This window comes from Chitinophagales bacterium (assembly GCA_017303415.1).
GTDB lineage: Bacteria > Bacteroidota > Bacteroidia > Chitinophagales > Chitinophagaceae > SpSt-398.
Window position 1 is genome coordinate 645892 of sequence record JAFLBJ010000001.1, and the last position, 20435, is coordinate 666326.

The 20435-nt window shown below is 41.8% G+C and carries 15 protein-coding genes; 9 read left to right on the forward strand and 6 right to left on the reverse strand.

Annotated features, from left to right (window positions below):
* The first annotated feature begins 1 nt into the window (after position 1).
* The 8 genes from J0M30_02780 (at position 2) to J0M30_02815 (ending at position 14080) form a co-directional block, all read left to right on the forward strand.
* Positions 2-670, forward strand: a complete 669-nt coding sequence (locus J0M30_02780; protein MBN8666399.1) for a hypothetical protein — start codon at positions 2-4, stop codon at positions 668-670.
* A gap of 57 nt (positions 671-727) precedes the next feature.
* Entirely contained in the window at positions 728-8011 is a 7284-nt protein-coding gene (locus J0M30_02785) for a hypothetical protein (protein ID MBN8666400.1), read from the forward strand.
* 63 nt (positions 8012-8074) lie between these two features.
* Entirely contained in the window at positions 8075-8719 is a 645-nt protein-coding gene (locus J0M30_02790; protein ID MBN8666401.1) for a hypothetical protein, read from the forward strand.
* A 465-nt stretch (positions 8720-9184) separates the two neighbouring features.
* On the forward strand, positions 9185-10135 hold the full coding sequence (locus J0M30_02795) for a hypothetical protein (protein MBN8666402.1): 951 nt from the start codon (positions 9185-9187) through the stop codon (positions 10133-10135).
* Between the two features lie 715 nt (positions 10136-10850).
* Positions 10851-11174: a DUF1493 family protein gene (locus tag J0M30_02800; GenBank protein MBN8666403.1), complete on the forward strand. Its 324-nt coding sequence runs from the start codon at positions 10851-10853 to the stop codon at positions 11172-11174.
* Positions 11175-11433: 259 nt separating this feature from the next.
* Positions 11434-11844 carry a hypothetical protein gene (locus J0M30_02805; GenBank protein ID MBN8666404.1) on the forward strand — a complete coding sequence of 137 codons (411 nt, stop codon included), beginning with the start codon at positions 11434-11436 and terminating at the stop codon, positions 11842-11844.
* Positions 11845-12494: 650 nt separating this feature from the next.
* Positions 12495-13004 carry a hypothetical protein gene (locus J0M30_02810; protein ID MBN8666405.1) on the forward strand — a complete coding sequence of 170 codons (510 nt, stop codon included), beginning with the start codon at positions 12495-12497 and terminating at the stop codon, positions 13002-13004.
* Between the two features lie 611 nt (positions 13005-13615).
* Positions 13616-14080 (forward strand): hypothetical protein, encoded by a 465-nt coding sequence (locus J0M30_02815; protein ID MBN8666406.1) that lies wholly within the window; start codon positions 13616-13618, stop codon positions 14078-14080.
* A gap of 175 nt (positions 14081-14255) precedes the next feature.
* Here J0M30_02815 and J0M30_02820 read toward each other — a convergent pair whose 3' ends face one another.
* Both J0M30_02820 and J0M30_02825 read right to left on the reverse strand, forming a co-directional pair.
* Positions 14256-14555, reverse strand: coding sequence for a helix-turn-helix transcriptional regulator (locus tag J0M30_02820; GenBank protein MBN8666407.1), 300 nt, complete (start codon positions 14553-14555; stop codon positions 14256-14258).
* Positions 14527-14880 carry a type II toxin-antitoxin system RelE/ParE family toxin gene (locus J0M30_02825; GenBank protein MBN8666408.1) on the reverse strand — a complete coding sequence of 118 codons (354 nt, stop codon included), beginning with the start codon at positions 14878-14880 and terminating at the stop codon, positions 14527-14529. Before J0M30_02825 ends, J0M30_02820 begins: the two co-directional genes overlap by 29 nt.
* A 335-nt stretch (positions 14881-15215) precedes the next feature.
* Here J0M30_02825 and J0M30_02830 point away from each other — a divergent pair, with 335 nt between their 5' ends.
* Complete coding sequence (locus tag J0M30_02830; GenBank protein MBN8666409.1) at positions 15216-15611, forward strand: hypothetical protein; 396 nt, start codon at positions 15216-15218, stop codon at positions 15609-15611.
* A 97-nt stretch (positions 15612-15708) separates the two neighbouring features.
* Here the strand turns inward: J0M30_02830 and J0M30_02835 are convergent, their stop codons facing one another.
* The 4 genes from J0M30_02835 to J0M30_02850 form a co-directional block, all read right to left on the reverse strand.
* A complete protein-coding gene (locus J0M30_02835; protein ID MBN8666410.1) occupies positions 15709-16968 on the reverse strand; it encodes a DUF4407 domain-containing protein in 1260 nt (419 codons plus the stop codon).
* Positions 16969-17067: 99 nt separating this feature from the next.
* A complete protein-coding gene (locus J0M30_02840; GenBank protein MBN8666411.1) occupies positions 17068-17607 on the reverse strand; it encodes a DUF1003 domain-containing protein in 540 nt (179 codons plus the stop codon).
* Positions 17608-17730: 123 nt separating this feature from the next.
* On the reverse strand, positions 17731-18840 hold the full coding sequence (gene corA, locus J0M30_02845; GenBank protein MBN8666412.1) for a magnesium/cobalt transporter CorA: 1110 nt from the start codon (positions 18838-18840) through the stop codon (positions 17731-17733).
* A 199-nt stretch (positions 18841-19039) separates the two neighbouring features.
* A complete protein-coding gene (locus J0M30_02850; GenBank protein ID MBN8666413.1) occupies positions 19040-20389 on the reverse strand; it encodes a sugar porter family MFS transporter in 1350 nt (449 codons plus the stop codon).
* Positions 20390-20435 lie beyond the last annotated feature (46 nt).

A 20435-nucleotide genomic window follows, 5' to 3' on the forward strand; every position in this document is an offset into this window, starting at 1 on the left:
TATGGCTAAATTATTGAATGGGTATCTCCGGATTTGTAATATTCGTACTTTCTTATTTTGCCTTTTTTTTTCATCAATGATAGGCCTTGATGCTGAAGGACAGGTTACCGGACCGCAATGTGTGCGCCAGGGAACTATATACCAGTATAATATTTCTACTAACTCCGGAAGTCAGATAGAGGTTTGTGTTTCTGGGGGTGAAATTGTGGGAAGTGACAGTATTTGCCGAACACAAGCTACAGTTTCTGATCTTCAAATTATATGGAGCTCATCGGTTACAAATGGAACAATTCAGGTCAAGTCTGGCTCTTCGGTACTCCACTCATTTTCAGTGGCGATTACAGATCAAATATTTCCCGGAGTTATTGACTCTATGGTAACAGAACAAGAGATCATAAACGACAGCATTCCATCCCCAATAGGATGTAGTTTAGCTAGATTGGGCAACTGCAATGCCTCTTTTGCCTACCAATGGCAGCAATCGGAGGACAACCTTATATGGACCGATATTTCAGGCGCCACCAATCAAAGCCTTGGGTTTCAATCCGCCCCAACACACACAACCTTCTATCGGCGAAAAGTACGGGAGATGAATTCAGGGGAGACCAGTTTTTCCCCAGTGGCAATTGTGCGCGTTACGATCGTGGTGGATGATGAAGATAATAAGTAGTTTATTTATTGAATTAATGCAAAACCATTAACCATATCATTTCCTTAAATCAGTTTTATGAAGAAGCTGGCATTATTGATTCTTGGCGTTTTATGCGGATTACAGGTTATTTGGGCTCAATTGACCATTGCGGGACCGGGTTGTGTTTCGCCGGGGCGGTATACATATTATTTAACTGGTAGTTGGAATTCAAAGACAACGACGATGCAGTGGTGTGTTGTGGGAGGGACTATAGTGGGAGGGAATACTTGTAAAAGTGGGCTGAACTTATCTTCAGTTGAAGTAATTTGGTCTACCAGTGGAACCTTGTCTGTTGTTACCAATAATGCCGGAAATGCTTCAAAAGCAGTAGGTGTTACTGCAACACTGAACGGAGGCTCCATTACAGCCAATCTTACTCAAACTGTTTCTAATAATGTACCTGCAACAATTACATGTTCCCCAGCCTATGGCGGGTATTGTAGCCCTACATATCAGTACCAGTGGCAGAAGTCAATTGATGACATTAACTGGACAGTTCTGTCGGGCTCAACAGGGTTAGACCTTTCATTTACCTCAGCACCTACTCAGACCACATATTATCGGCGAAAAGTAACAGAAACAATTTCAGGGGGTATTGCCTATTCAAATAGGGCAACCGTATTTAAGGCGCTTCCTTTAAGTCCGGGTTCTATAACATCTGCGCCGCAGACAGTATCAACAACCGTAATTCCTTCAGATTTAACGGCCTCTCCAGCATCTGGGGGTAATTGTTCAGGAAATTATGCCTATCAATGGCAGTATTCATTTAACGGAACCGTTTTTGAGGATATTGATAGTCTGCTTACGCAAAACCTTCAGTTCCTAGAAATGCTTGATAGTAATACACATTTCAGGCGAAGGGTTATTTGTGGAACGGATACAGCGTACACGGCAGCGCAGATGATAACGGTGACCAGGCCATTCTATCCAGGCTTGGTTACCTCTCCTATCCAAACCATAAATGTAAATACTATCCCTGCTGCTATTCAAGCTTCACTTCCGTCAAATGGAAGCTGTGGTAGTAGCTATACTTATCAATGGCAGCAATCTTCCGACGGCTACACATTTTCTACAATAAGCGGAGCCACCTCTCAGAATATAACATTTTCTTCCCCACTTTCGGCTACGACCTATTATCGGAGGAAGGCGTTCTGTGGATCTGAATCCGGATATTCTAATACAGTAGCCGTCGTTGTTAGCCCTTCTCAGACAACTCCTGCCCTGGTTTTAACACCCATTGATAGTCTTTTGAATCAAGCGGGGATCAATATTCCAGCACTTTTTAATCTATATAATGATACACTAGCCAATAGTCGTAATAACGTAGATACTATGCTGGTAAAGGCCTTTGATCAGGATCTGCTTGCCCAGAAGTTGTTTGCAATGAATAGTGCCTCGAGTACATTGGAACAGGCTGAAATCGATAGCCTGTTTGCTGAGCCGCTCGCAGATAGTATAGGATATAGAATGAATAATAGCCGATACGGTGGATCAGGTATTGATACCATGCCAGCTTTGCCTCCATTTTTGGATGATAACATCATCCAACTTTATCGATCTACAGGAAATTACACAGGACTTGATTCAATTGTGAACCTGGAGGTCCTTGTATCAATAGAGGATGTGCTTGCCACGCTCGGCGATTCTGCTTCTACCAGTTATAGTCAGGCTACTTCAAGGATTTTCCCTATCAATTTTAATTTACTATCAAATTGGAAAAGAAGTGCTGTAATTAATGGCCCTACATTAGTTATAAAAAATCAAACGGTACAGTATACAGGCACATTTAATTTTCCATTAGGCAGCCCTTCCGACATACGCTGGTTGGTGACCGGAGGTACTATAGTTTCTCAGAACGTAAACCCGGCTTCGGGAACAATTTATGTTAACGTAAACTGGACAAGCTCTTTCGGAACACCGAGCGTTGCTTTGATCGACTTTTCATCTTTACAGTATCAGGTCCTTCCGGTTCGTTTTGTCACGGCTCTGATTTCTTGTTTTTCTTTCCCATACTCCCAGACCATCTATTACGGCCAGACACCCTCCGTTTTAAATGCCAGTACCTGTAACGAAAATTTAGGTAATACCTTTTCCTATCAATGGCAGGTACTTGACGTGTACGCCAACACGAACTGGACAGACATTGTAGGCGCAACGCAGGCAACCTATCAACCCCCCATATTATCGGGGGCATGGTTTATGTATCGACGGATTACAAAAGTATTCAATAGTTCGGGAGGCCTTATAGGTAGCTACCCAACATCGGCGGCCAGCATAAGACTTAGGGATCTGGATCCGGGAAGTATAAGTTCGACCGTAACAGAAGTTCAATACAACACGGTCCCTGTAGTTACACAGACTGCTGCTTCTGCAGGATATACCGCATCAGGTAGCTCACTTGTCTATACCTGGGAATACTCGACCAACGGCGGTACCTCCTGGTCTACTCTTGGGACCGGAGCTGCTTATCCAAACGTTCCGCTTACGTCGAACATTCGTGTAAGGAGAAAAATAAAGATTGAAGGATTGCCTACAGGTATATATAACCTACCTCAGTCTTTTTGGCAGTCTTATTCTAACGAGCTACGGTTTACTTATGTTTATCAGACGGCCGATTATGAAAACCGGAACTATATCCGGGAAAATGTGGTGCTGACCAGGGGGGTGACTTCCTGGGAGAATGCAGATGCCCTGCCTATTGAAAAGAAGGCCCAGACCACAACGTATTTAGATGGCTTGAGTAGGCCGATTCAGGTTGTAGGAAAGGGAACACACTATGATGAAGTTGCGAATCAGTGGTATGATATGGTACAATCCATCACCTACGAGGCCGGCGGGCGAGTAGACAAAAGCTTATTGCCTTATCCTTCCACGGAGAATTTGGGTAAATTTAAAATTAATGTTACAGCCGACCAGCAGGCATATTACAGTTCTGCATATGGGGAAGCCAATGCTTTTTCCAAAGTGGATTATGATGGCAGTCCTTTTAACCGGGTTCTCAAAACATATGCACCAGGGGCAAGCTGGCAGGGTTCCAATGTCGGAGTTAGTGGTGATGTGGAAGCATATAGCTCAAGTGAGAATGTAAAATGGTTTACAATTGGATATAACTCGACAGACCGGCCCATATTGAAAGGAACATATAGTTCCTATGAATTGGTGAAAACCTTTGGGAAAGACGAAAAGGACAAAAAGGTGGTCACTTACATGGATCGAATGGGCCAGGTGGTACTTAAAAAGGTGCAGTTGGCTGATGAAGGCCCAGGACTAACCACCCAACATCAAGGCTGGCTTTGTACCTATTATGTGTACAATGACCTGGGACAACTTCGATACACAATTACGCCCAAAGCCATTCCCTTAATGGAACAAAATGGGTGGCAGGTCACTCAAGCCATTGCTGATGAACTCTGTTTTTGGTATGATTACGATGAATTGGGGCGTGCCATAGCAAAAAAAACACCCGGAAAGGGGGTAGAGTATATTGTTTACGACAAAAGGAACCGACCAGTCTTTACGCAAGATGCAAACCAACGGGCAAAATCACCTGATGAATGGTTAGCAGTTTTCTATGATGTTTTGAATCGGCCCAGGCTAACTGGGATCTATAAATCTAATAGTACCCGTGATCAACTGCAGGCAGTTGCATCAGTTGCTGCCACCTCAGAAGGGATAGCTTTATCAGGCGGGGGGTCAGTAATGTTGTGGGGCTGTCCATTGACAAATTCTGATATTAACAATACCTCACTTTTCCAACAGCTCTCAGCTTCCTTCTATGATAGTTACGGGTTTTCTGGTGTTAAAACTTTTAACTCGACACATACCCAGAATCTCTCTTATAGGAATGCAGGCGGGACAGGTGACGTTGAGCCAGCGGTAAAAAGCGAGCGGGTAAAAGGCCTGTTGACCGGTTCAAGAACCTTGGTTTTGGATGGCGCCGGAACACCGCAATATCTGAACAGCTCAATATTTTTCGATGAAGAGGGACGAACAATACAGGCGCAATCAGATAATGTGAAATCAGGTGTTGAGATTGTCAGCAACCAATATCATTTTGATGGCAGATTATTGAGCTCATCGGAAACGCACAACGGGACCGGGACGGTATATACAAATTTCAATATTCTGACAAAATACAAATTTGACAAGGTAGGTAGAGCCGTCGGAATAGGGAAAAAGCTAAACATAACTTCCCGTAGCTATGTCGCGAGCCCCAATGTTTTGACAGCAGAGGAAGATAATGATGCCGGGTACAAAATAACGGTGGCATACAAGTTTAATAAGATGGGCCAATTGGCAACAAAAACCTTGTCTCCCACAGGAGGACCGGGCGGGACGGCGTTGGAGACTCTTGATTATTCATACAATATCCGGGGATGGTTAACAGGGATCAACAAGAACTATGCGCTCGGCGAATACACTTCCAACCAATGGGATCATTTTTTTGGAATGTATATCGGTTATGATAATGCAGATGGCAAGTTTTCCACCCCCCAGAAGAATGGGCAAATAACCGGATTACTCTGGAAGAGTCAGGGGGATAATACGCCTCGAAAATTTGATTTTGTTTATGATAATGCAAATCGATTGGTTGCGGCAAATTTTAAACAAAGAGGATCCAGTACAGAGAGCTGGAATTCCACCAAAGTTGATTTTAGTACAAGGGATGTTACCTATGATGAAAATGGGAATATTCTTACCCTAAAGCACATGGGTATATTGCCAGGTACATCAGCACCGGTGACAATCGATAACCTGGTTTATAACTATGTCACCCAGACCAATCGGTTAAGCCGGGTAGATGACAATGGCGGAATTGGCGCGAATAATGGTAAACAGTCTGACTTTAAGGATGGTGAAAATGCTGTTGGCACAGAAGATTATAACTTTGATGCCAACGGGAATTTGATCCTTGACAACAACCGGCGGGTTAGTTCCGTGACATATAATTATTTAGATAAGCCGGAACTGATCACCATTGCTCCACCCCAGGGATCGGCCGGCGGAGGAACAATTCGATATATATACGCTGCGGGAGGAGGCAAACTGCAAAAGATCGTGACGGAGAACCCGAGTATCGCAAATGGTAATCAGCAGCGAATCACAACAACTACATACATTGGAGCATATGTATATGAGAAGCTGACAATTGCCGGAGTGCCTCAACCGGAAGTATTACAAATGGTCGGTCATGAGGAGGGCAGGATTCGTGTCATTACCCCTTATTCCAATCCGTCTGATCCAGCCAACTATATAGGCGGTGGAGTTGCTTTACCGGGTGGAAAACAGGGTGTATTTGATTATTTCATTACTGATAACCTGGCTAATGTAAGAGCGGTCATTACAGAGGAAATCAACACAGCGAGCAGTATCTGTACCATGGAAAATTCAAATTCCACGGTTCAGCAGTATGAAGAAGCACTATTTGGAAATCCTACGAATAATGAAGTTTCTTCAACCAGGATAGGAAAGCCCACAGCATGGACTGCGAATACGAGCGGTCAGGTTAGTAAGCTTCAGAGCCCGGACGGATCGGCAACCAAGGTGGGGCCAAATGTCCTATTAAAAGTAATGGCAGGGGATTTACTTAATGCCAGGGTGGACTATTATTATCAGAATAATCCAGGAAGCAATCCTCTTCCTTCAAATGGCCTAAATGCGCTGGTAAATACATTATTAGGTGCATTGAATGGAGGGAAAGCAACGGGCTTGACCAAGGATAGGGCAGGAGAAATAGGTACGGCCCTGGGAGCTACAATTCCGCTTCAATCGCTAATGAGCAATCAACCGGGAAGTGGTGTACAAACAGCCCCCCGGGCCTATTTGAATTATATTTTCTTTGACGAACAATTCAACTATGTAGATCAGATTAGCGGGTTTCAACGGGTCAGCCAGAGTGGAAATGGAGCGGCTCCCTTGCAAGTTACCGGACTCAAGGCACCCAAGAACGGATATGTCTTAGTTTTTTTAAGCAATGGAAGTTCCGAATCCGTTTATTTCGATAATTTCACAGTCAGCCAAGAAAGGGGGCGCCTGATCGAGGAGAATCACTTCTACTCTTATGGACTGAAAATACAAGCGATTTCTTCGAAAGCGCTCTCTAGTTCTTTGAATGCGAAAATGATTAACCATGGATACCAGGGAGCTTTTTCAGAAGAAGTTACTGAATTTGAATTAAATTATAATGAGTTTAGCCTTCGTACCTATGATCCCCAAATTGGTCAATGGACAACACCAGATCCTTACGATGAATGCCCGTCTCAATATACCGGCATGGGGAATGATCCTGTTAACAATATTGATCCGAGTGGAGGAAGCATCTGGGGTTCAATATTCAAGTTCTTTGGTGGGACAGTCTCTTCAGGTTGCCCTTCCGCGTTAACCTCAGGAGCTACTCAGGCTGCTACTGCTTCATTTGCAACTACTGTAATAAGGATTTCGACAGTTTCGTTGGCGGTTGGTTTTGGATCAGCGGGGCATGAGATCAATAGAGCAATATCTTCTGTTCTTAACGAGGGAGGCATTGGCTTAAACGGAAGTTCAGAAACTTCTGCAGTTTCAATTGATATTCAAGCAGGTGCAAAGATCGCCAATGCATTGAATTCCAGTATAATCTCAAATGCTGGGTCGGCAGAAGTAGTTTCAAATCAAGGCGATGTCTGGTCTTATCCCTTATATAAAACCATGGATGCAGCAGCTTTTGGATGGTGTCTATCGAATTTATCAAAATGGAATAACCCCACAGTTGAGTATTCTGCAGTTATCTATGAAATAACAAGAGACGGCAATAAATATTATGGATTTACTAGAGCGGTAAAATGGGATAATAAAAATGAAAATCTTGCACCAGGAATGGATGGCAAAAGTATGGCTCTATATAAGAGCACCTTAACACTTCCAGATGAGGCCAAGATTGTTGCCCATATTCATTTTCATTTAAGGGGATCACATTTGATACATCCAGGATTTAGTTGGCGTTCACATGCTTCTGATAATTCAGATCAATCGCTAAAGGAGAATAATCCTGGATATTCATGGTATTTGTTGTCACACACCGACCTCCTAAGGAAAATCTCCAAAGAGGAATCCTTTCATGACGGATGGGTTATTGCTGAAAATTTTAGGCAAAATGTGACGTATGATATAGATGGGAAAGATTACACTCGTCCTTTGCCAAATTTACAGAAATATAGACTTGATTTTGCAAAGTATAATAATCAAAACAGGTATATGGATGCCTATTATTGGTTTGATTTACAGCCCATTACCAACTATCGTACTTATATTAATATGAAAAAGCAAGCATGGGTAGGAGAGTAGGAATAGAGCACTTTCAAAGTTTGATATTTTTTTGAACTAATCCCTTTATTAAACAAGTTCGCTATGAAGCTATTTTTTATTATTTTGATTCTAGCCTTTTATTTCGGCTCATGTCGGGAGAATACAAGGAAACCAATCGTGGTTCGTGAATTGCCGCTCGGATTTGTTAGGGAAATTCCAAGCTGGTTTGCTCATAATCCCCAGCTTCAAGCAAATTTTTTTGAAATAAGAGACAAATTAAATCTGGTGGCTCTAGAAAATGGGTTTGATAGTATATATATCCGGATTTGGTTTGACTGTCTTGGAGGTCAAGGAAACAAAATTGTTACTTTTCAGTATTCAAACAGCAAATGGAAGATAAACTTGTATTCTTACAATATTGTTAGTAAACAGGGGATTATTCTAGATATTGTGCATATACGCAAAGAAAGATTGTCACCAGTTTCTGAATGGAGTTCGTTAGTAAAGAATATGTTTGAGAATCAGGTACCTGATTTGCCTGATTATAGTACCTACGGTTCGGATTATACTATACCAACCGATGCAACTGGTGTTACTGTTGAAGTGGCTACTTTTACGCAATATAGAGTTTATAGCTATCCGGCATTATCGTTAAACGATACGATTTCGAGTGGTCCTGCTAAGCTCGAAAGATTTATTAAAGAATTGGAAAAAGAGTTTGATTTTCACTCCCCATGTCAGAGATGATATTTTAACGGACAATGAAAATCAGTAGTTTGAAGTTTTTTCTATCTGTAGTATGCTAATATCGGACTAATACTAAAGCAATCAACAGTTGTAAAATTATGTTTTGAACTATTCGTCAACATTAATACAAACAGTTGAATTAAGATATGAAATATGTGTTTAAACTAAAAAGGAATATCTCCTGATATTTTGAAGCTTATTGTATTGCGGATAAAGGTTTTATAACCAATTGTAATTGATCTTTTTAATCTGGTCTTTTAATCTATTTTATGATTTTGATTAGTGCAAATTTTCATCAAGCTAATAAGAATTGACGCACTGTTTATTTTATGAACTCATTTTTTCAGACTTGGGCTACAAGGCACTTTCTTGCTTCATCAATGGTTTTTTATAGGATGTATCCTAAAGGATCACTAAGTGACCATAGCATGAAATATTCAGCACATTCGTCAATTAATTTTAAGTATGAAATATAGAATTTTATTGCTTTTGAATTTAATAGGCGCTTGCGAAAGTTCTAATTTTAAGCGGAATAATGATATGGATAGCTTTAGAAGTTTGGGTGGGGGAGAAAGGTTTCTGAATATATTATTTAATGCTGACACATCACTTGACTATCGATACTTAATAGTGAATTCCGTTCAGATGGAACAGGAAATTAATGGCAAGTCTTTTAAAAGTGATTCAAAGATTGATGCTCAGTATGAATTTAGCCTGTGCAAGAAAGGTGCTGATACAAATACGTTTAGAGTCAATTACAATGATTTTTCTATAAGTATGGCTATAGATGGCATTCAAGTTTCAGCCAATGCGAAGACCGCCAAGTATTCCTCGAATCCATCAATTAGGGTGTTCTCAGCTTTTTTGGAAACAGATTTTGTTTATGATTTAGATAGTACCGGACGTATTTTATCAGCGAGTGGAATGGATGACTTAACGAAAAGAATGATAGAACTAGGAAAGAACGATCAGGAAGTTGTACAGCAAATCGAGTCATACGTTAAGGGACTCGCCGGAGAAAGTTTAATGAAGAACTCTGTTTTGAAAGCATTTAATTTCTTGCCCAGAACCCCGATTTACGAAGGGTTTGAATGGACAACGCAGGAGCCCTCCGTTTGGGATGCAAATGTTACCTTGCCCATGAAACATAGGGTGGTGGAGATTACAGAGGATGAGGTAATAGCCGTTTTGGATTCGGACATTGAACTCAAAGATTTGCAAACAAGAATTCAAGGAAATTTGGCGACCAGTAGTTTAAAGGGTAAGGGTAAAGGGAAGGTCAGTATTAGTACAGAATCCGGATTAATTCTTGAGTATAATTTGGAAGTGAAGTTAAAAGGAGAGACAACCGTGTTGGGTCGAACTATTCCTTCAAAAATTGTTAGTAAGAATACAATTAAAAGAGTGCAAGGTTAGGCGGAAGAATTGGTTCAAAATGCGGCATTCTCCACTCTTTTGATTCTTCCTCCGCTATTCCCCAGCTCTCCTGAGTCTTCTTCACCGTTCCAAAAATCAGACACCCGCTGGCCGTAGTCTTACTGCAGTGTGCCAAAACCGATTTTAAGACTATAGACTACGGCCAAGTAAGAATCTTCTCTTCGCTTTTAAATTTATATCCATCCCAACGTGTAGGTAACAATTTCTAACAGAGACCTTGGATTTTAGGATAAAATAGCAAAGTTCTCCGTGATTTTTCGGAAATTGAAGTGGTGAAAGAAGCAGCCAGAGTGTGGCGGAAACACGGAAGTTTTATTTGATTAGCTTCAATGGAGAATACTGGAAGGGCCGTAGTCAGGTGAACTATAATTGTGGTAGTTTGGAGTTAGTAAGACAACGGCCAGCGGATGTTTGAGTTTTGAGGAGGGTGGGAAGACTCGGGAGAGCGGAGTTCCAGTTAAACAGCTACAAATTGGCGGTCAAATTAAAACGCCTGGGCAGGAGATTGGAATTATTAAAAATATTAAGAATACATCAGAAAGATGTACTGTTTTTAATATTGAGGTTGATGGTAATCATAACTATTGTTTTACAGTAAGTTAGCTGCTTGTTCACAACAAGAATATCACCGAAAGTAAGTGACCTTCGTTTTAATCATGCAATGTTTTAAGGTATGAACATTAATAAGATTTTCTTGGAACTCAAAGCATTCGTTTTGGAGCAGTCAGCGGTTGATGATGTGGAAATTAGAAGGGAAACAAGCATTGCTAATGATCTAGGTGTTTATGGGGACGATGCAACGGAGTTTATTATGGCTTATAGTAAGCGTTTTAATGTTGATGTTTCAAGATTCATGGCCGCCGATTATTTTAGGGCGGAAGGCGGCATATCTTTTTCTTATTTTTCAGAAGGTATATTTGGTAGAGAGGGTAAAAGGTATAAAAACCTTACAGTGGGAGATCTTGAAAAAGGAATCCTTGCGAGGCGATTAGACCAAGAAGTATTGGAAAATTTGTAGATAGATAGTTGGTCTCGATCTCTGCCACTCTTAAGGGTTTTCCTCAACCTTTCCAAAGATCAGAAAGCCGCTCGCCCCGCTGGCCGCAGTCTTACTACAGTGTGCCCTGCTGGTCGTTGTCTGATGAACTATAATTGTTGGAGTTTGGAGTTAGTAAGACAACGGCCAGCGGGTGTGTGAGTTTTGAGGAGGGTGGGAAGACTCTGGAGAGCGGGGGTATTTTAAATATGATTCAAGAAATCAAAAAATGTAGTAAGATATGCGTTATGCTTTGTTTATTATTATTTTATGCCTTTTTGCTTGCCGAGTTGGAAAGGAGAATGAGAAAATTCAGATTTGCATAAAAATAGTGTCAGATGAAGTTTCAACTAAAACTTCATTTGATGAGATTTACTTAGGTAGTGCTATGGATGGACGAATTATAAGTATTGATGGCTTTTTTTCTTTTGGTTTTGAGGACATTGCTCTATATCCAGAAAAAGATGATCATAGTAAAAAGGGACTATGGCTAATCTTTAATCGTGAGGTTATGGCAAAAGATTCTTTGTTAAAAAAACTTAATGGACGAAAAGTCAATATTACTGGTAAGGTAGATTTATTAAACAAAGGGCATTTGAATTATTATTATGGAACCATTTCAAATGTTACGTGTATTCAACAAATTAATTAGCCTTTCCCCGATTTCTATGGTTCAACCAAACAAAATTCCCCGCTGGCCGTAGTCTTACTGTCGTAGGCTGGGGTCGATTTTAAGACAGCAGACTACGGCCAAGTAAGAATCTTCTCTTTGTTTTTGAATTTATATCCTTCCCAAAATGTAGGTAAAAATAACTATCAGAGACATTAGATTTTAGGATAAAAGAGTAAAGTTTTCCGTGATTTTTCGGAAATTGAAGTGGTGAAAGAACCAGCCAGAGAGTCGGGGAAACTCGGAAATAATGTTTGATTAGCTTCAAGGGAGAATACTGGAAGGGCCGTAGTCAGGTGAACTATAATTGTTGGAGTTTGGAGTTAGTAAGACAACGGCCAGCGGATGTTTGAGTTTTGAAGAGGGTGGGGAAGACTCAGGAGAGCGGGGGTAAAAAATTAAAGTGGGTGGTTAACCCTGAAAACTTAGTACTGTTTTACCGGCAAAGGATAGATTTTTATATGGGTAAGCGTTCTGGCTCAGCTACACTGATTCCTCCGAGTACAACTGAAATAATTCCAATAAAAAAAGCTATTTATGGAAGATTGGGTTTCTGCTTTTAACAATTTAATATAAGAATGAAATAGATATTTATTTTTCTAATTTGTATTCTAATCAAAAATATCTATTTGATGAGCCAGGAATCGACGAAAACTTGTAGTATAGATTTTTTTATGAATCTAATCAATAAAGATATTTCCTTAGTTAAAGGAGCAAAAAGTATTTTAGACTTTAAAGAGGGAAATAAATTTATCTTTCCTATTGATGTAAATTCAGTTTATTATTTTGTTCCAGAAATTTTGGCAATCAAAGTTGAGAAAGAGGTTGTTAATATTGAGACCTTATTTATTATTTGTGATACACTTGATAAAATAAAAATGATAAGCGGATTTTCCTCCACTGGAATCGGTGTCTTAAAGAATGAACTGATAAGTCTTTACGGCTACCCACAAATAAATATTGAAACAACTATTTCAGATATTCCTTATGCAAATAGGCATTTTTGGGTGGTAAATTCTAGCGTGGAAATATTGTTGAAAGGTAATATGAACGATGGAGTTTCCAACGTCGTATTTTTTTCGACTGATGTTGAGGATTATTTAGGTGAATGGAGTATAGGATACGTACAGACTAATAGATAGTATATATCTTGCTGTTCAGGTTGGTTTAAACAATAGGGCCCGCTCTTATTAATCTATCATTTCAAATTAAGTTAAATAGGTCTCGGTTTCCCCCGCAATCCTGAGTCTTCCTTTCCTTTTCAAATCTCAGACACCCGCTGGCCGTAGTCTTACTGATGTGCGCCAGAATCGATTTTAAGACAATAGACTACGACCAAGTAAGAATCTTCTCTTTGCTTTTGAATTTATATCCTCCCCAACATGCAGGTAAAAATACCTAACAGAGACATTGGATATTAGGATAAAAGAGTAAAGTTTTCCGTGATTTTTCGGAAATTGAAGTGGTGAAAGAAGCAGCCAGAGAGTGGCGGAAACACGGAAATTTTATTTGATTAGCTTCAATGGAGAATACTGGAAGGGCCGTAGTCAGGAGAACTATAATTGTGGTAGTTTGGAGTTAGTAAGACAACGGCCAGCGTGTGTCTGAGTTTTGAAGAGGGTCGGGAAGACTCAGGAGAGCGGGGTGCTTCAAAACATGGTGATTTCAGCAACATTCGAGATCCTATAAACCGGTTATTACGGTCATTGAATATAACATGTCAATTACTGAAAATATTAAAAACTGAACCCTTATGAATATAAAAGGTATTCACTTGATTTGTACAGTTTTATTGCTTTCTTGTTCCAGTAAAAGGATACCCAAGGGTAAAGTAGCGTTTATTCAAATTTATCCATTTTTTGTTGTTGATACAATAAACCAAGATGGCAATAGTCGTATTGTTGGAAGGGATAGCTATTTGATTATAAATTCGCCTAATGACACAAATGAATTGAAGAAAGCCATTGATTCATTTAACACCACGAAAATGTTAAATACCAAGAGAATTGAGCATTTTACTCAATTCTTCTATAAAGAGTCGAAAGTAACTGCAAAAAAATACATTGACTCAAAGCATAACAATGATACACACCATAAGGATCTTATTGCAGAGTATGGTTGGGTTGATTTTGGAGAGATAAAGTACTATTTGTTTTATAAAAACGGCAAATTGTTAACTAATCGACAAGGCGTTGAACTAAGTGAAGCGGAAAATTAGTAAGGAGACTATATTTTAGAAAACCCCAAAGGAAATCGTTAGCTCAATTTCTAAGATGGGAGAAAAGTGGAGTTAAAATTCAGATTTCTTGCGCTAGATCACTAAGGTTAATAATATTTCTCCTCCACTCTCATGAGCCTACCTCAGTAGTTCAAAAAATCATATGTCAGAATACCTAAAAGCGAATAGAAATTTCCAATTGCCCTCCCAATCCTTCAGTGATAATTCGCTGAAGGGTGGAAAAACGAATGTCTTTCAGGTCTTTCTCCAATTTTGAAATATAAGATTTATTGGTTCCACAAAGCTGTGCTACCCGCTCTTGTGTCATACCCCTCTTCTGCCGGGCCTGCTGAATAAGAACACCAAGCTTAAAAGTCTCATAGCCCGCATCAAACTTTTCGCGCTTTTTTGAACCTTTCTCACCAACTTCTTTATCTATAAAGCTTTTAAGACTTGTTAGATTTTTTTTCTTCATAGTACTCTTTTTTTACTTGTTCGGCTTTCAATATTTCACTCATAGGAGTTTTCCTGGTCTTCTTTTGAAAACCATGGCCAACAACAATTATATTGCCATCATCAAAAAAGCAGAAAATCCTGAATATATTACTGCCTGATTGTACCCTGATCTCGTAAAGACCATTTGTATTTTCAAGGTGTTTAAAATACACTTCAGGAATCCGATCCAATTCTTCCACCACCCTAAGAGTCCAAAGAATTCTGTTTTGAACCTTTGTTGTTTGTTTCGAGTAGAATTCTTTAAAGTGGTTTTTATAAAAGAAAATGGAACGCTCTTTTGCCACAGACCAAAGATAGGGAATGTAGTCCAATTGGACAACAGGATGGTAGCCCCCGCCCAGCCTCAGGGAGACCCCTTCAGGGTCTTATGCACAATCTCGAACCTTTTCTACAAACGGGTGACCCCTTCGGGGTCAGAATCGGGAGTTTTTTGTAAGTTAGAAGAGGATATTTATCATTAGACTCAAAGAGAATGATGGATTTGCTTAAAGGGAAAAGTTCGGATGAGCCGTAGTCTGGCGAACTATAATTGTGGTAGTTTGGAGTTAGTAATACAACGGTAAGCGGGGTTTCGAACTAATATGAAAATAAAATTTAAGGAATAATTTAGTATCAAAATATGGTTATTAGATGCACATCTAAAGATTTGCAAATTAATGAGAAAGAACTTTTACCTGTAGAGTTTGTAACTTCTGAGTTTCATATTACACCCGAAAAGAAATACATCGTTTTTGGGGTGACGATTCTTTCTATTAAAAATCAACCTGTCTGCCTGGTGCAGCACATTTCTGATTATGGCCATTTAGTAACCACCCCCCTTTTTTTATTTGAAATATTGGATGCGCGAGTATCTAAACATTGGGACATGAGAATACATGAGGATGGAAGCATAACATTTTGGGTACCCTCCTTTTACAAGCAATATTATCATGATGATCTTTTTGAAGGGGTATCTGAAACAGTAGACGATTTTGAAATAGTAAAGAAAAAGATAGAAGAAGAGTTTGTCATTTAGGTTTCTGACCCGTCACGGGATGCTGGCCGTAGTCTTAATGCCGTAAGCCAGATCAAATTTTAGGACGATAGACTACGGCCAGGTAATGCTCCCCCCCTCACATCATAGACCCCTCGTCGAGCCGGTACTTTTCCTTGATCTTTCGCATCACTTCATCCATGGAAGGGCGATGGTCTTTTGGACTCCATTCTCCCCGCTCCCATTTGTCCAACTCTTCATTGATGTTCTTTTCCTGTAGCGACGAAAGCTTGGTGACCAACATATCGCTCATTTCTTTTTGCCTGGCAAGGAATACCTTTTGTTTTTCGTAATACGTTTCTTTATCCCGGCGCATTTCATTCTCGGAGGCAGCCATTTTGGTTAGCTCTTCCTTTGCCAACGCGATATCATAAGGCCCAACGGGCATGATGAGTTTGGAGATTATGGGACCGGTTTCAATCAGAATGATCAGGAGCGAAATAAGCAGACTGGCCCATAACACACTACTTTCCTGCCGGGTAAGATCGGATAGCGCCTTGTTTCGTTCCAGGAAACCGACATTGGCAGCCGCCGTCTTTTCATAGGCCTTTCTCTTTTCTTCCATATCAGCCTTGGCATGGGCAAGAATACTGTCCTGCGATTCAATACCACCGGCCAGCGCCGCCAGTTCGGGCGTAAACTGCACAAGCGCTTGTTGATACGCGGCTTGTTTGAGCCGGGTTAAATTATCGATTCCGCGCTGCATGGATCCTCCGGTGCCATCGGCTTCGGCGACATAGGCTTGTTGCAAACGATGCAAGGTATCTTCAATGGCAAGCTTGCGGGCGGACAAGCGGTTGCGCTCATCGGTGGCGGATTGAGTAAGGGAGGTATATTCCTGCTGCAGGAGGCTATCGTTCAGTTGGATACGGGCATGGGTATTCTCAATGACCTTGGTGTCGATCTCTTTTTCGAAGATCTTCATTTCCAAAGGCCGGGCAATGGTTAAGCCGATCAACAGGGCAAGCGCGATACGGGGAATGGCCATCCAGACCTGCTTTTTCCTGCTTACACCATATTTCCGCATGGTGGAGACCAGGAACCGGTCGAAATTGAAAATGATCAAGCCCCAGATGATGGCAAAACCCACCGCCACCCAGAAATTGCCAAAAACAGTGTACATGGCATAACCGGCCGAAGCGGCGGCGAGCACAAAAGTGGCCAGGATAACACCGCCCAGACCGGAATATTTTGCATGCTCGGATGGATATTCTTTTAATAATTTTTGATGCGCCCCCGCACACCACCACAAAAAGCGGGTGTCGGAAGGTTTGGTTTTCTCTCCAAATGAGTCATAGGTGTACAGACTCGTGTCCCCCTGTTGTTGTTCAGCAGACATAACGAATGGTTTACAGTAAATGAATTAAAAAATGCCCTATTTGTGGTTGAAGTGGAAAAGATAGAACGGGGGGCGTCCCGTTTCATTGCAAAAGTACTGTTAATTCAGTTTTTCACGTATCTCGGTCAGCAATTCCATTTGCTTGGCCTGGATGTCAAAAAGGGTCTTTATTTGCTCTTCAAGAAGGAGGTCAATCTTTTGGTGAAGGTTGCGCACCTCCAATTCGGCTTTCAGGTTGATCATGTAATCGTTCTCTGCACGTTTGCGGTCCTTTTCTTCCTGCCGGTTCTGGCTCATCATAATGACAGGGGCCTGAAGAGCGGCAATACAGGACAGGATCAGGTTCATCAGGATAAAGGGATAGGGGTCAAATATCTTTCCGGGAGAAACTACGCTATTAAAGAGTATCCAGGCACCCAATAAAAACAAAAAGGAAAGTATAAATGACCAGCTACCGCCAAAGCGGGCCACTCGATCGGCGAGCCGCTGACCGGGAGTGGTTTTTTCCATAATGGGATGGGAAAGCTGTTCAATCAGGGATCGCTCTTCCCTGATCGAGTCATTGACGATCTGGCGAAGCTTGATGACCTGGTCGGCCTGATCGGCGAAGAGTTGGTCAATGTCTATTTTACCGGGCATAAAGAAGTTTTATTTCTCGCCGCGCTCGCAAAGAATAAAGCGAGCGCGGCGGCTTTACTGTAATCGAATGACGGGATACCACAGCGTATCTATATTTGTTCGCGTTCGCTGCGAGAAACTCTTTTAAAACCACCCACGTTTTTTGAAGATCCTCAGCATAACAATAGGTACGATGAGCATGAACCCTACAGCCAAAAAGAATCCCCATTTATGGTGTATATACGGTATGGCTTCGAAGTTCATGCCAAAGATCCCGCCAATAACAGTGGCCGGCGCAAGTAAGCAGGTCACAATGGCCATCACTTTCATCACCTCATTGGTCTTAAGGCTTACCTGGTTGAGATAGAGGTCTTGTAGGTTGAGAATAAGATCGCGGTAGTTTTCACTCAGGTCATAAGCTTGCACCACGTGATCGTACACGTCATTGAAATATTTTGTAGTACGGTCTTCAAGCAGTTCACTTTCTGACCGGATGATGCCACTGACCAGATCACGAACAGGCGCAATATTTCTTTTCAGCACGATCATTTCCTTTCTCGCCACATTGATACGCGCCAGGGTGCGTTTGTTGCTGGACCGCACCACTTCTTCTTCAAGGTCTTCGATGTGGTCACCCAACTGTTCCATCACCAGGAAATAGTGGTCAACGATCATATCGATCATGGAATAACAGAGATAATCGGCCGTCATTTGCCGGATCTTGCTATTGGCCATTTTTAATTTTCCGCGGAGACCATTGAAAACATCACGACTGGCATCTTCCTGGAAGCTGATGACAAAATTGCGCCCCAGTACGATACTGATCTGCTCCTGTTCCACAGTATTTTCCTTGGCGTTAAAGTAAAGCATATTGAGCAGGCAGAACATCACGCCTTCGATATCATCCATTTTCGGACGCTGGTTGACACTGAGTATATCTTCCTGGATCAGCGGGTGGACACCAAAATGGTTGCCAATGTTTTCTACATCCGCCTTTCTGATCCCGTCAATATTGATCCAACTGATCTTGCCGGAATGAAGAAATTCTTTGCATTCATCAATCGAACTTAATTCGTGAATATCCACGTTTTGGACATTATAGTCATATACGGTGATCCTGACATCCTTGGAATCTTCGCGCTGGGGAATGACCGTGGGATTGACCTGAAGGATCTGCCGCGTGCGTTTGGTACCAAAAAGGGTTGGTAACCCGAGATAGCGGAGGTATTTATCCGGGTTGAGTGGGTCGAGGATCTTTTTTACGCCGTTGGAACGCTGGGGCAAGGGAGTGTTTTTTTAAAGTTAGGGGTTTTCAAAACAGAGAACAAGATTTACCACAGAGTAAGCTGTTAGCCATTAGCTATTAGCTCTTGGCGATGCTTTGCGTCATTGCGCCATGGCGGTAAAATTCTCTGCGAAACGCTGCGTTCTCGTGTTCTTTGCGGTGAATCAATCAATGTAAAACCATTCTTTTCTCCAATTCCTCCAAACTATCCCCTTTGGTTTCCGGCATTTTTGTCAACACCCACACCAACTGCAGCACCATCATTCCGGCAAAGAAGGTAAAGATGATCCAGGGGCTATCTTTAAGTATCCCTTCTTTCTCATCGAGGAAGAGCGGTGTAATGAGGGTGATCAGTGCGGCGAATACCCAATGTACACTGGTGCCAAAAGATTGGCCCAGGGCCCGGGATTTGTTGGGAAATATCTCGGAGATAAATACCCAGATCACGGCTCCCTGGCCGATGGCATGGGATGCAATGAACAGAAGCAGGAAGCTCATGAGGAAACCGGAGGAGGCGCCTGTTTTAAAGGCATACGCTACCAGGGCCAGGCTCAGAATATAGCCCAGCGAACCAATGATAAGCAGTTTTTTCCGCCCCATGCGATCGATCAGGTATAGTCCGATAAAAGTAAAAATGAGGTTGATGCCCCCGATGGCAATGGAATTGAAAAGGGACTCTTTAGCCGCGAGGCCGGCCCTTTCCAGTATCTCCGGAGCATAATATAAAATGAAGTTGATACCCGATAGCTGATTAAAGAAGGCAATGAAAAAGGCGAGGAACAGGGGCGTGCGTAACCGGGAGCTGAACAATCCGGAAGGATTTTCCCCATTTACTGTGGCATTGGCTTCCTGTATGCGCTTTATTTCCCCAGAAATATCCCCCACCCCCATTTTTTCCAGTACCGGTCTGGCGGCCGCGGGATCATTTTTCCGGGAGATCAGCCAGCGCGGGCTTTCCGGAAGACCGGGAACCATAAAGGTGTAGATCAGTGAGGGGATGGCCATCACCCCCAGCATCCACCTCCAGTCATTGGCCCCGTCAAACCCTTTCAGGAAGTAATTGGAGAGAAAGGCAATGAGGATGCCAAATACGATATTGAACTGGTACATACCCACCAACCGGCCCCTGACCTTTGGCGCAGCGATCTCTGAGATATAGGTAGGCGCCACCACCGAGGAAGCACCGATGCCAACACCACCGATGAAACGAAAAAAGGAGAAACTATAAGGGTCCTGCGCCAGGGCTGACCCAATAGCAGAAACGGAAAAGAGTATGCCGATCCAGAGCAGGACCTTTTTTCGTCCATATTTTTCGGTGGGAATACCCCCAAACAAGGAGCCAAAAACAGTTCCCCAAAGGGCCATCGACATAATGAAAAATCCGTGAAAAAGAGGGCTGGTGTGCCAGAGTTCCTTGATGGGGAGATTGGCCCCGGAGATAACTACCGTATCAAAACCAAAGATAAAACCCGCTAAAGCCGCAACTACGGACCAATAAAGGAGCAGATGTTTTCTCATAGCAATCGCAATAGGATGAATGAGAAAGATAACGAAAAACAATAAT